The sequence below is a fragment of the Pseudoalteromonas sp. KG3 genome (assembly GCF_030436385.1).
Lineage (GTDB): Bacteria > Pseudomonadota > Gammaproteobacteria > Enterobacterales > Alteromonadaceae > Pseudoalteromonas > Pseudoalteromonas prydzensis.
The window spans coordinates 171208-184073 of the sequence record NZ_CP098525.1 but is presented as its reverse complement, the minus strand read 5'-3'; the positions used below and the strand labels follow the sequence as shown (position 1 = coordinate 184073).

11 protein-coding genes are annotated in these 12866 nt (G+C 40.2%); 8 read left to right on the top strand and 3 right to left on the bottom strand.

Annotated features, from left to right (window positions below):
- The first annotated feature begins 80 nt into the window (after positions 1 to 80).
- From NDQ71_RS24305 to NDQ71_RS24280, 6 genes are all read left to right on the top strand, one after another.
- Positions 81 to 386 (top strand): IS66 family insertion sequence element accessory protein TnpB, encoded by a 306-nt coding sequence (locus NDQ71_RS24305; protein WP_179808177.1) that lies wholly within the window; start codon positions 81 to 83, stop codon positions 384 to 386.
- Positions 383 to 736, top strand: coding sequence for an IS66 family insertion sequence element accessory protein TnpB (gene tnpB / locus NDQ71_RS24300; RefSeq protein WP_301563133.1), 354 nt, complete (start codon positions 383 to 385; stop codon positions 734 to 736). Before NDQ71_RS24305 ends, tnpB begins: the two co-directional genes overlap by 4 nt.
- 57 nt (positions 737 to 793) lie before the next feature.
- Positions 794 to 2299, top strand: a complete 1506-nt coding sequence (locus NDQ71_RS24295; RefSeq protein ID WP_301563132.1) for an IS66 family transposase — start codon at positions 794 to 796, stop codon at positions 2297 to 2299.
- Between the two features lie 721 nt (positions 2300 to 3020).
- The gene (locus NDQ71_RS24290) at positions 3021 to 4058 is read left to right on the top strand and encodes an IS110 family transposase (protein ID WP_301563131.1); all 1038 of its coding nucleotides are present in this window, start codon (positions 3021 to 3023) and stop codon (positions 4056 to 4058) included.
- 368 nt (positions 4059 to 4426) lie between these two features.
- Positions 4427 to 4684: a helix-turn-helix domain-containing protein gene (locus NDQ71_RS24285; RefSeq protein WP_086957896.1), complete on the top strand. Its 258-nt coding sequence runs from the start codon at positions 4427 to 4429 to the stop codon at positions 4682 to 4684.
- Entirely contained in the window at positions 4684 to 5916 is a 1233-nt protein-coding gene (locus NDQ71_RS24280) for a type II toxin-antitoxin system HipA family toxin (protein ID WP_086957895.1), read from the top strand. Before NDQ71_RS24285 ends, NDQ71_RS24280 begins: the two co-directional genes overlap by 1 nt.
- Positions 5917 to 6081: 165 nt before the next feature.
- Here NDQ71_RS24280 and NDQ71_RS24275 read toward each other — a convergent pair whose 3' ends face one another.
- From NDQ71_RS24275 to ltrA, 3 genes are all read right to left on the bottom strand, one after another.
- Positions 6082 to 6807, bottom strand: a complete 726-nt coding sequence (locus tag NDQ71_RS24275; RefSeq protein WP_086957893.1) for a hypothetical protein — start codon at positions 6805 to 6807, stop codon at positions 6082 to 6084.
- Positions 6807 to 7991, bottom strand: a complete 1185-nt coding sequence (locus tag NDQ71_RS24270; protein ID WP_086957891.1) for an RRXRR domain-containing protein — start codon at positions 7989 to 7991, stop codon at positions 6807 to 6809. The genes NDQ71_RS24275 and NDQ71_RS24270 overlap by 1 nt, the downstream gene beginning before the upstream one ends.
- Before the next feature lie 250 nt (positions 7992 to 8241).
- Positions 8242 to 9969, bottom strand: a complete 1728-nt coding sequence (ltrA, locus tag NDQ71_RS24265; protein WP_192532884.1) for a group II intron reverse transcriptase/maturase — start codon at positions 9967 to 9969, stop codon at positions 8242 to 8244.
- Between the two features lie 997 nt (positions 9970 to 10966).
- On the opposite strand from ltrA, the gene NDQ71_RS24260 reads away from it, so the two are divergent.
- Entirely contained in the window at positions 10967 to 11680 is a 714-nt protein-coding gene (locus NDQ71_RS24260; RefSeq protein ID WP_192532263.1) for a hypothetical protein, read from the top strand.
- 253 nt (positions 11681 to 11933) lie between these two features.
- Positions 11934 to 12773 carry an alpha/beta hydrolase gene (locus tag NDQ71_RS24255; RefSeq protein WP_024605656.1) on the top strand — a complete coding sequence of 280 codons (840 nt, stop codon included), beginning with the start codon at positions 11934 to 11936 and terminating at the stop codon, positions 12771 to 12773.
- The last annotated feature ends 93 nt before the right edge of the window (positions 12774 to 12866 follow it).

Sequence of the window (12866 nt, the reverse complement as noted above, 5' to 3'; positions counted from 1 at the left end):
GTAAGCGCGTAATTAGCCCCACATACCAATGTTAATGGCACCTATGCATAATTTACTCAGCATATTAACCTGAGGTAATTATGAATAAACAGCAAAAAATAAAACACTGGCAAGGCATTTTTGAGCAGCAAAAATCGAGTGGTTTAGCCACCATTCAATTTTGTCGTGATAACAACATTAACGCATCGACTTTCTATGTTTGGCGTAAACGCCTTTCTGATGAAACGGTAAGGGTTAAAAAGCAACAGGTGATCCCGTTTGTTATTCATGAGCAAGCCTTTACGCAACCTTCAATCATTAAACTCACCACACCAAACGGCTATCAAATAGACTTCGAGTCGACATTAGCTAACCAAACGCTAGCCAAATTATTGAGCGTACTGTGACACCTTGCACACACCAAGTTTACTTGGTCACGGGGTTCACCGACATGCGCAAATCAATCAATGGCCTAAGTATTATTGTCAGCGATACCCTATCTCTCGATCCTTTAAGCCAAGCGTGGTTCGTTTTTTGTAATAAACAACGCGATAAATTAAAGATTTTATTTTGGGATACCAACGGTTTTTGGCTCTATTATCGTCGTTTAGAACAAGGACGATTTCAGTGGCCAAAACAGACTAATGAACACACGGCTATGGGCATCGAGCAACGCCAATTACAGTGGTTGCTATCAGGGTTACCGGTCAGTAATCAAACACGGCACCCGACTTTATCGGGGTTATCGGTGATGTAAATTAATCAGATCGTTTTTTTTACTTGAACGATCTTTCCCATGTGTCATGCTATTAAAATGCCAGACACTATTCTCATCACCGAACTACAAAATCAGCTTGCACTTATGCAGGCTAAGCTTGATGCTTTACAAGAAGATAAGGTTGAAATGCAATCGCGGATTGACCACTTGCTTGCTGAGCTTAAGTTAAGTAAATCCCAAAAATACGGTAAAAAAAGTGAAAAAGCCCCACGGGGCACCTTCAATGAAGCGGAGCAGCATAAAACGACTGAGCCGCCTAAACACCATAAGAAAGGCAAACAAACGCTGGCTGAGCACTTTGAACGAGAAGAGGTTGAGCACACCTTAACCGAGTTAACGTGTCAGTGTTGCGGTGAGCAACTACATCAATGTGGTAGTGAAGACAGCGAACAAGTTAAAATTATTCCGGCGAAAGTCAGCGTCATTAAGCACAAACAATTTAAATATGCTTGCAGACATTGCGAGCATGAACAATTGACCAGTAAAATCATCACCGCGCCTAAACCTAAACAACCGATACCGGGGAGTATTGCCAGTCCCGAGGCATTAGCGGCGGTTGTGACAGGCAAATACTGCGATGCCTTACCGCTTTATCGTTTCGTTGAAATACTGGGCCGTGGCGGCCTTGAACTATCGCGCGGAACATTAGCTAATTGGTGTATTAAAGCGGGCCTGCTAATCAGCCCCTTAGTGGCAGCCATGCAACGTCACTTGCTTAATGAGCACAGTTTATGTGCCGATGAAACCCGTACACAAGTCTTAGATGAAGGTGACAATCCTAGCAGCAATTCCTACATGTGGGTTTATCGCAGCAATGAGGTTAGCCATGAGCCTGTCGTGATTTACGATTACCAAGCAGGTCGAAGTCGCGCTTGCGCAAAAGAATTTCTTGCCGGTTATCAAGGCTATTTACAGTGCGACGGTTACCGTGTTTATGACGGTATTGAAGGCATTACCCCTGTTGGTTGTTGGGCACACGCTAGACGCAAATATAACGATGCCTTAAAAGCAGAGTCGAAAAACAAAGGTCGAGCGCATAAAGCCATCAGCTTTATCAGCCAATTATATAAACTGGAAACCCAGGCTAAAAACAAACAGTTATCCCCTCAAGCGCGGTATCAGTTACGACAAGAAAAAGCCTTACCCATATTAATGCACTTTAAAGCGTGGCTTGATGAAGCCGAAGGTAAAGTAACGGCGGGGAGTTATATTGGCAAAGCGATAAAATACACACTTAATCAATGGCCGAAATTAATGCGATATAGTGAAGATGGCGAACTAGGGATTGATAATAATATTACTGAGCGAGATATTCGGCCGTTTACCACTGGTAGGAAAAACTGGCTATTCTCAAAGTCAATTAATGGTGCCCAAGCAAGCGCCACACTCTATAGTATTGTGATGACGTGTCGTGCCAATGACATCAATCCTTATAACTACTTTGTGCATTTATTTAAAACGTTGCCGAATCGAGATGAGGGTGATGATGATTTTACCGACCTAATGCCGTGGAATGTGCAGCTAGACTTCGATTATAGCTAAGCGCACTGCTTAAATGCGCGCTTACATTTATATATGACTCATAGAGATGGTTTCATTTTCCTCAGCTGGAGATAGAGCTTGTACTCTTCTCATAAACCGCTCTTTCTTGACCTGGCATTGCTGGGATATCTATTCAGATAACGTTATTTAATCAGATATCCCAATAACCCGGCTAGCTGCGCCCTTTTTAGTTAAAGTTTAATCGACTAAGATTTTCGTCCTAACCGTTAAAGTGTTAAAATGATCACAACATTGCTGACGTGGCTTCAGGTGGTCGTTAAATACTTCCAGTACCCCTCTGTCTGATTTCTCTTTTGGTACCCCACCTGATACCCCACCAGCCTAACCATAAAAATAAAAGGTAAATTTTTCATATGGTTGCAAGTAAAATCCAATGGTTTCCGGGGCATGTGTACGTATTACACCTGCGCTATTCAATACAACAGCTGAGATGAATAGTTTGGCTCAAGCTTTAAAAGCTCTTTAATTTCCGTAAATGGTAATTGCCCCTAGGCAGAACTCTTCGGGCAGCGCCTGCTTGGCATTAATGCTGCATTATCAGATGTTTATGGATAATAACCATATTACATAGGCTCTGCCTTGCCTAAATACCAAATAGACTGCTGCAAATTTAGCCTTGAAAGGTCAACAGATGTATGGACTCCCACTTCCATCAGAAGTAACGTAATAAGTGTCCAAACTTTTACTAAGGAGCCCATACATGTTGAATTGTAATGTGATAGCGATTGATTTAGCAAAAAATTTATTTCAAGTTTGCAAAACGCAAAGCAATGGCAAAGTTATTTATAACAAAACAATAAGCAGAGCCAAGCTTAAAGAGTTATTAATTAAAGAAAAGCAATCTTTAGTTGCTATGGAGTCATGTGGCGGAACGCATTATTGGGCGCAATTTGCTAAACAGGCAGGGCACCAGATCAAAGCGATTAACGCGCGACAGGTAAAAGCGTTTCGTCAAGGGCAGAAAACCGATGCAAATGATGCGCTGGCTATTTCAGTTGCAGCGAGACAGCCTCATATAAAAGGAAGTCGTTTACTTTCAGTGCAAGAGCAATGCTTACAAGGCATTGAATGTATGCGTGATTTATTAGTCAAAGAAAAAGTCAGTTTAGGTAATCAACTAAGAGCTTTATTGTTAGAGTTTGGTTACCCAATTGCTCAAGGGGATACGAAGTTGACCCAAGCGATACCTGAGATATTAGAAGATGCTGAAAACAGCCTAACAGGCGCTTTTCGCTTCACAATTAACCGAGTTTATCAGCGTTTTACTGAGGCGATTGAAGAGGTGAAGCTGATTGAAAAGCAATTGCATGAAGTAATTAAAGAAGATCAAACCTGTATACGTTTGCAAGCATTAGAAGGCGTGGGACCTGTCTGTGCAATACTGATTAAAATAGCACTAGGTAATATAACCCATTTTAAAAATGGTCGAGAAGCTGCGGCCTGCTTTGGTCTAACACCAGTACAGCATAGTAGCGGGGGAAAACAAAATATAGGCTCGATATCTAAAGTAGTAGGAAATAAGAAGCTGCGTAGTGCTTTGTATAAAGGCGCATTAGCTGTTGTTTCACAACTAGAAAAAAGAGAAGTTCGTAGCCAAAAAGATATATGGTTAAAAGCATTAAGTGTACGTCGAGGCAAAAAAGTAGCCGCTATAGCGTTAGCAAATAAAACAATCAGAACGGCTTTTGCAATGCAAAAGCATAACAAAGATTATCAGCCACAATTACTTGTGGCTTAAAGACTTGTCAGAAAGATCGATTGAAATAGGTAAGACCGACCTTCAATAGACTGTTAGGGTCTGAAGTTTGAAAAACTGCTCAACAGAAAAGTCATGAAGGTGCGAATACATTTGAGGCCAGGGGTAGCTCCTCAATTTGAGCCCGTATATAAGCTAGCATCTAATTTATTTCAATTTTATTTTTGACATTAATAGGGAGTCCATATAAGACCCTAGTTACCAAATAAGTATAGACTCATAGTTAACTGACCCAGCAGGTTAGCCATGTAGCTAACCTACTGGATCTTTATCTCAATATTAGCCATATGGATAACAATGGCATTTTAGGTTACAATGTTAGCTGCATAATAAATTCTATTGGTAATTGTATGGCTAACAGAGTCGAAATTGGGAAGAAAGTCAGCGTAAGTAGAAAAGCTTTAGGCTATACACAACAAAAGCTTTCAGAAATAACTAGCATTAATAAAACAACAATTTCAGAAATTGAGAATGGCCGATTTACTGGATCATTCGATATTTTTGAGCGCTTGCTCGATGCTGTTGATTTACAGTTTGATGTTTCTCAAAAAAAGTATTCGCTACCTGATTGGGATGAAATTGAAAATATATTTTCAGAGGGTGAATAATGAGTACAAATCCAAACTTACCTAGTAAAGTTAAAAATATTACCGTGTGCACTAACAATACAGAGCTTGGTATATTAACTCATGGCTCAATTCATCATTACCAGCCGACACAAGAAAATCAGCACATATCGTTAACAATGACAAAAAAAGGTATAGACGGTTACTCTTCAGGTTCTCTGCATCCTATCTTTTCGCAGAACTTACCAGAGGGCTTTAATCGCCGCTTTATAGCTGACAAGTTAGCAAGGTATGCAAAAGTAAATGACATGTACCTTCTCGCTTTACAAGGAGAGCAAGGCATTGGCATGCTCTCATATAAAAGTGAACTTTCGTTACCAGAAGCAGATACTATTCCACTGAACGATATCTTATCTTACAACAGTACTGAGCCCCTATTCCCTCAACTGTTAGAAAAGTACTATCTAAGAAACTCATTAGCTGGCGTACAACCTAAAGTAAGCATTCCTAATGCAAATAATATTAAAACTGACAGAACAGTCCAACAAAAAGATTTAATCGTAAAATCATTTGATTCTGAATTTCCATTACTTACTGTAAATGAATTTGTATGCATGGAAGCAGCTAGATACTGCGGGTTTAAACCACCTAAAACGTATTTATCCCATAATCTTGAAACATTTGTCATAGAACGCTTCGACACTGCACAAGATGGTACAAAGCTAGGCTACGAAGACTTTACCACTTTATTAAAAAAGCCAAATGATCCCGATGCAAAATACACGGGCAATTACGAAACACTACTCAAAGCAACAAGCTTGTACACTAATAGCCAATCAGAAGTTGAAAAAATGTATAAGTATATTGTATTTAATTGCTTAATTGGTAACGGTGATGCACACCTCAAAAATTTTGCTCTTCAGTACACACCAGATATGTCGAGGGTTTACCTTTCCCCACCTTTTGATATAACACACACAAAAATTTATGAGGCTATCGACAATAAAATGGCGCTTAAGCTTTCTAACAGTAAAGAATTTCCTGATATAAATCATTTATTAAAACTCGCTGAGGGTACTCACTTTAAAATTAGGAAAGCTAAAGAAATAGTAGAATCCCTGAGTGACAACATACTTGATTACCTGAAGCAATCTGAAGAAGTGAAGTTATTTAATGGCTTACGCAACTCAATAGAAAACTCTGTATCAAGTATAATGACACCAAGCTATTCAACAAAAAACTATCGTCATGACAGAATAAAAAAGTTTGAGTAATATTAAGACATCCATATAGCAACAGTGAAACTAAAAAGAGGGTGTAACTAATTTTATTGGTCACCACACTACAGTTCACGGTGCAATAAAGTTGGAATTAAAAGGTGAATCGATGCGAAACAACTAAATTTCTTGACTGATGCCGATCACTCAAGTTAGATTTTATTAAGATCTACTGACAGACAAAAAATTGATCAGCATCATGGTATTACGCACTAGTGGCATTTTCACTGTCCATCCGTTTATAGACTCCGAGACGCCTGACTTAATAGAGGCCGCAACTAGTTGCTGTTCAGTTAAGCCATACCTCACGTCGATTGTGTCATTACCAGATACGGAAGGGGTTTTCAGCTGCTGTGTTTCGGTGGCGCTAATAACCTGCCAATCCTTTGAGAGCTTTATAAACATTTCTTTTTCATTCATATTAATAATGAATTCATAATAAAGTGTTGAAGGCGAATTACTTTCGTCACTTTCCATAAATGAATACAGCCTAGCTTTAATTTTTTTGTTTTTAGATTCGAACTCTACTCTTCTTAACTTTAAATCACCGCCATAAGCGATGTAAATTGGTTTTAGAGTGTAGTTATCTAAGCCGCTCTTACTGCTCTTTAGATTTACGTTGATAATTTCACTACCCTTGTAAGGGATTTTTCTACTCAAATCTCCGAATGTATCTATAACCCCGCTTTCATATTCAGCATCTATTTGTTTATCTATCTCAGCATTATGGATAATAGTTTGCAATGTACTTCTTTGGACGTTGTTTAATTCAAACGACTCCACACGCTTGGCTTGAGAGTATTTATTAACCTGAAGATCCAAATTTTGAGCTTTCGGTTGGAAGCTAATACCGCAGAGTAAAATTAAAGTTAGTGAAACTTTTTTCATCAGTTTACGGCAATTCCTCTCGGTACTTTAGTGCCGAGAGGAATTGCCGCCTCCATTGGTTGAGTTAACGTAGTGGTTCGAGCAGAAATCCGAACCGTGTTTTTCTTAATGTTAGCGCTGGCGTGAACCTTATCACCTAAAATAGTTTCTAGGGCAAAGTAGCCTGAGCTACGCTTGCCTTTAACAAAACCAGTACCTTGTGGTGTTTGTACAAAGTCGTGTTTTTTTAGGCCAAATAGCTTGCCAACTGGTATCCGCTTTTCGGAGCGAACCCCCTTTATCTGTTGGTAGTCACCAGAAGCCACATGACGTTTACGTAAAACATGTTTGGCTTGTTGTACAAGCTCGCCATTTTCACAACAAATTGACACGGCATCATAGTAATGAGTTTTCGGTAAGCCCAATACTTGCTCGCGCTTAAATTTGGTCACGTAGCCAAACGTTTCTTCAAAATCCCAGCACTGTTTTAACTGGGCTTTGAGTATACCTATTTCAGTCGCATGTTTAGTCTTTGAGCGCTTCACTTTCAGATCAAACTTTCCTGCGTGTAAATCATTATGGCACGTCTCGCATAGCGCTATTAGGTTACTGGGTGTATCAGTGCCGCCCTGAGAACGAAGTACTTTGTGGTGTACGTGCAGCTTGGCGTTGTGCTTCGTTTTGTGTCCACTTTGACATTTATAATTGTCACGCTGCAATACGTAGGCTTTAACGTTGTAGTAGCCTTGCTGGTAGCCGGCACCAGTCACAATTGGGTTAGTTATCTTGTGTATATCGAAGCTAGCAGTTTCAACCTTCCAATGTGAAATTGGTAAGATAGCTTCAACCTGCTTTTTCTCACGCAAGTGTGAATCAAGCTTGCTTTTTAGAGACGGTGCTAAGCGCCCCTTTTTACGCATAGAGGCACGTTGCTGCATCTTTTTAGATACGTCAGTGCGCAAAGCCACCTCGCTTTGATAAATCACTTTACCATTTGCGATAGCTGCACAGCCAATGTATTTACTGCCAGTGTCCATGCCAGCAACTACGTGCTGAGTATGGCCGCTCGATCCATACAATAATTTAATTGTGAACGGGGCACGTTTGATTACCTTAGCCATACCATTTTTAAGCAGCTTACGTGCTTTAGCGGCCTTGCAGGGCATCAAAGGCTTCCCATGCTTGTTAAGTACATACGCTAACATAGCGCGTATCTCCTTCGAGTTGTGCGTATAACTTTGCTTGAGGCACACAGCAAATTCGACTTCCTCTCGACCAGATAATTTAGCTTCGCAACGTGGTTGACTGCCCATAACTCAATAGGACTGTTTACAGTGCCACGAAAGAGCGTGGAACTGAGGCGGCATTCCAAGGTTTCTACAATCGGGTAAGAAAGTTGCATTGCTGCAACTCCCTCCCCTAAGAACCGTACATGCGAGTTTCCCAGCATACGGCTCAAGCCCTCATAAGATAAGTGAGTAACTCTCTTATCCGACTCGTTACATTTATCCCGCTTGAGTGTACTTGTCTATGGCAGTTCGGGTGAAGCATTACTAAATTACTGATTGAATCATCTTGGGTAAGATGCCACTCGACGATGTGATGCGTATTCCACCCTGTGTCGTCGGTGATCTTCTCCATGCAGATTGGACAGTAGCCTTGTTGTCTTCTCCATATAGTTGCCAGTTTTTTAACTAGAACCTCTTTCATACGTCGATCTATTCGGTTTTCAAAATACAGCTCGCAATCCTTATCGTAAGGGTTTGCTTCACTTTTTATTTTGACATGTCGTCTGATCGGTATGTCTGCGGCAAAGGTGATTTTTGCTATAGATCCATTTGCTCGTTTTGCGGAGAATACCCATGTTCTTCCCTTTCTGTTATTATGTTGCATGAAGTATTTTTCGGCTATCCAACGCTTTCCTTTTAGCGGGTGTCGCCTTTTTGCCCAGCTCCATGTCATTTCCCAGATCGCTGCATCAACTTCACTAAAGGCTTTTTTAGCTACAATATGTCGGTGATAGTTTCCCCATCCCCGAATGACGGGGTTGAGTAGATCAATCAGACTTTCTGTCTTAGCCGACTTGTTGTTTTTGATGGTTGAGCGAATTTTGGTTAGAAAATTTTTGGTATTCTTTTTGGATGGTTTGATCAACAGTTTACCTTTGTACTTACGTACATTTTGACCTAAAAAATCAAATCCCTCGTCAATGTGTGTGATTTTGGTTTTTTCCTCAGATAGTTCTAAACCTCTTTCTTTGAGAAATTGGATTAGTGCTGGTTTCACAGTTGATTCCAGATGTTCTTTGGAAGACCCTGTGACGATAAAATCATCAGCGTATCGCACAAAATTAACTTTGTTAGGATTCGTTTTAAGTTTGGTTTTTCCACTGACCCTATGTTTTACACCTGATATAGTTTCTATCAGGTGTTCCATTCCATCCAATGCAATGTTGGCGAGTACGGGCGAGATAATTCCGCCCTGTGGTGTTCCCTCGTCTGTGTTAGAGAATAAGTTACCATCCACTACTCCTGCCTTTAACCATTCCTTGAGAATCTTTTGATTCATTGGGATTTGGTTGAGCAGCCATTCATGATCGATGTGATCAAAACATCCTTTTATATCACCTTCCAACACCCATTGAGCGCATCGTTTACTGCTCAGAATTACGTGACAGTATGCAATGGCATCCGCACAGCTTCTTTGAGGTCTGAAGCCGTATGAATTTTTATCAGCCATACACTCTGATACTGGTTCCAAGGCTAGTAAGTGAAGTGCTTGCATAGCTCGGTCACGCATCGTTGGTATGCCTAGGTGTCTTAGCTTACCATTTGCTTTAGGGATTGAGACCCTGCGCAGCGGTTTTGCCTTATACCCTGTATTGGTTAATGATAGAGTGGCTTTCCATTTAGCTTCTGGTGTGCTCCAAGTTTCCTTGTCAACGCCAGATGTTTTCTTACCTTTGTTTTCTGTCACTCTTTTTACTGCCAAGGTTTTGGCAGAATAAGAGTGGGTTAGCAGTCTTTGTAAAGCTTTAACTTTACCATACCTGCCTTCCTTTTGAGCCTTTACGATCCTTGCCTGTAATGACTTAACCTTTCGGTTGGTAGTCATCCAGTCTATGCTGTGCCACCCCCCATTGGTTGTGGGCGCACAAGATTTGGTTTGCACCTTTTCTTTCATTTGCTTTCCCTCATTAAAAGTCTTATTACTCAAATTTCGCAATTGAGCACCGAGTAGAAGTCAGCCCTCTTTCAAGGTAGGTCATGTTTCATACCCTATGTTGTTCATTACAAGCAACCGTTCGCTTTCTCTACTTTCTTCTACCCGCACCACCATCGGATAACCTTGCGGTTCTCTTTCCCTTTAGGGGATGATACGGGCTTACCAAGTTCCGTTGTCAGGACAGAATGGGTTAGTGTCTACCTTTTCACCGAAGGCTCATATTGGTTGTGAGAGAAGTTTTAGAAGCCTTCTCTGCCGAGCCTTATACCTTTTGGTTCAAGCCTATCAGTATCTTTGGCTTGTTACGATTAACGATGTTTATCAGTAGTTCACATATGTTACACGTACCATTCATTCCAAGCGCGTCACCGTATTGATACTAACAGTTGCAGATCTTCCTCACGGTCAATCCTCTACGCCTTTTCATCTGAGCTTCACACCTCGACGTTACCATCGACGCATGTCAGATTAGGAAACCTCTTACAACAAAGAGGGTTAGGTCAGGTGCCTAACAGTCCTTAACAACGACTTCTTGTCGCACTCTAAATTATCGTTTACTAACATTTCTAATCCTCAGTTAGTGGTCTGGTCAACAAGCGCTTTTACAAGCTCATCCCTTTAGGGGTGAGTAGTTGACATGATATATCCTTATATTAGATGTATTCTACAATAACGACATTCGTTTAAAAAGAAAACAACCTTTAGCTGCTATATTTTGGTCGCTGTGTAGGCGTTGAGGATTTACTTTTACATCACTATTTTGCTGGTAAACGATTATAAAAAAGTGAATTTTTTCACATTTCCATCTCAGGTTTTAACTGGTAAATTCTGTCTAAAACAGCCATTTTCAGACGTTTTCCTACAGTAAAATAGCACGAAAACCCTGCAGTAAAAGGGGTGTAAGGGAGGTTGGTAAAGTCACCTGATGTAGGGAACTTTTATAGCTGTTGCTAACATGACTCGTAAAACAGCTGGTTTGTCTGATGTTACATTACCTGAAAACGCGCAGTTCAAAGCGAATCGTGGTTTAGTTGCTACTGAGTATGTATTAGCGTTTGTTACTGATGGGTTGCTTGATTTAGCAGGAAGCATGGGGGCTCAATCAGAAGCGGATAGGGCTTTTAACTGGAAGCCAATGCTAGTGTATCTAGCTGATTTAGATCACGACAACCTTGATAGCTCTGTCGTTAAAGTTGTTGAAGAGCAGCTAGCGAAAACTTTTGATAATATAGAGGGCACTGAGTATGTAGGTATTGCCAGAGCTAAATCTGATTCCTACCTAGAAAATTTTATGTTTTTCTTTAAAGGGGGTTCTCTATGCAACGCTGAAGAGCATAACCTGTACGTATGGTCTTCACCTGAGCCTCATCCCGGCCTTTTAGATTTTAAACCTTCTTACAATGGTTCATGTGCTGCTGCAGTGAAAGTTGAGGTTGCTGGTAAGGTTAGTTTTAATGGCAAAATTCAAGATGTAATTACCATTACGTTTTTGACTGCGTATGATCGGTTAACCGATATTGCTGTGGCAACTTCTGGCTTCGCTGTTGTTCCAAAGACTTTTGGCAACTGGGGTGGAGCTGTTAAACATACTGTATCCGCACCGTATGTAGTCCATGATAATAGAATGTATTTATTCACTAAAGATAATTTTTCTGTTGAGCTAAGATAGAGCAATTGAAAGAGGCTAAATATTGTTGTTAATTGATTGGTTAAACTGCTCTTTGCGCATATATTCATGAAAATGAGCGCTGAGCGCATATTATTCTATTTAATTTTTCTTTAAAGTTTTTAGAAAACTTAGTGGTAGTAATGCTTTAGGTTATTTGTTAAAACTATATAAAGTAGATAAATGAGCGTTCAGTCGGAAGAAATATGCGCGATGAGCGCACTATAAAATTGTTATACACATCAGGGAAGTTAGTATGAAAAATTTGGTATCGGCGTTCTCAATCTTGTTATTTACCTTGCCAGTATTCGCGGATGACTCAATTTTATTAGGCACATCCACATCGTTAGAATCGAAGATCATGGCTGAGAATAGACCTTATATGGTTTATTTACCCCCATCTTACGAAAAAAGCGAAAATACCTACCCTGTCATTTATCTTCTTGACGGCGATATCCATAGATTTAAAGGGTTTGTCGGTGTACTTGAATCCTTAAGTACAGAAACGCTGGAGAATCAGGTTCAAGAAGCTATCGTAATTGCCATTCCGAATACAAATAGATCTCGTGACTTAACTCCGTCATCGATTATAGAGTGGAAGTTTAAAGACCGCGTTTTGGAAACATTCGAGCAAACAGGAAACGCTAATCAGTTCGCTAAATTTCTTGAAAAAGAGTTGATACCCGCCGTTGACACTGCATATAGGACGTCCAACAAGCGATTGTTAGTTGGTGAGTCGTTTGGCGGTTTGTTCGCAGCAAACACTCTTATAGAGTCACCATCTGTATTTACAGATTATTTAATCATAGATCCCACATCGCTATGGGATAATGATTACTTAAATCGGGCATTGAACGCCGGCAATAGAGATATAAATTTCAATTCTCGAGTTTACTTTGCTTTCGCAAACAATTCTCATTTGGGAGATATCGGGCTGACCAATTATAGATGGGGTGCTACTTTTGCTTCATCTGTAATTGATAATAATGATGCTATTTCGGAGCAACAATATTTTAAAAATGAGACTCATGGTACCGTTGCTTTTTTAGCTTGGTACAATGGGCTTAAGACACTTATGTCAACCACCAAGCAGTGATGTGTATAACAAAACAATTAAGCCGCCTGCTGCGTCCCTTATTTCAAAGTTGAGGCTGTAGAATTACTCTTTTTTAAGAAAAACATCCTGTTT

What these genes read in the sequence shown, in the direction of transcription:
- NDQ71_RS24255 (WP_024605656.1), top strand. Translation starts at nt 11,934, where the DNA reads ATGAAAAATTTGGTATCGGCGTTCTCAATCTTGTTATTTACCTTGCCA.
- NDQ71_RS24305 (WP_179808177.1), top strand. Translation starts at nt 81, where the DNA reads ATGAATAAACAGCAAAAAATAAAACACTGGCAAGGCATTTTTGAGCAG.
- NDQ71_RS24270 (WP_086957891.1), bottom strand. Translation starts at nt 7,991, where the DNA reads ATGTTAGCGTATGTACTTAACAAGCATGGGAAGCCTTTGATGCCCTGC.
- NDQ71_RS24290 (WP_301563131.1), top strand. Translation starts at nt 3,021, where the DNA reads ATGTTGAATTGTAATGTGATAGCGATTGATTTAGCAAAAAATTTATTT.
- NDQ71_RS24285 (WP_086957896.1), top strand. Translation starts at nt 4,427, where the DNA reads ATGGCTAACAGAGTCGAAATTGGGAAGAAAGTCAGCGTAAGTAGAAAA.
- ltrA (WP_192532884.1), bottom strand. Translation starts at nt 9,969, where the DNA reads ATGAAAGAAAAGGTGCAAACCAAATCTTGTGCGCCCACAACCAATGGG.
- NDQ71_RS24295 (WP_301563132.1), top strand. Translation starts at nt 794, where the DNA reads ATGCCAGACACTATTCTCATCACCGAACTACAAAATCAGCTTGCACTT.
- NDQ71_RS24260 (WP_192532263.1), top strand. Translation starts at nt 10,967, where the DNA reads ATGACTCGTAAAACAGCTGGTTTGTCTGATGTTACATTACCTGAAAAC.
- NDQ71_RS24280 (WP_086957895.1), top strand. Translation starts at nt 4,684, where the DNA reads ATGAGTACAAATCCAAACTTACCTAGTAAAGTTAAAAATATTACCGTG.
- NDQ71_RS24275 (WP_086957893.1), bottom strand. Translation starts at nt 6,807, where the DNA reads ATGAAAAAAGTTTCACTAACTTTAATTTTACTCTGCGGTATTAGCTTC.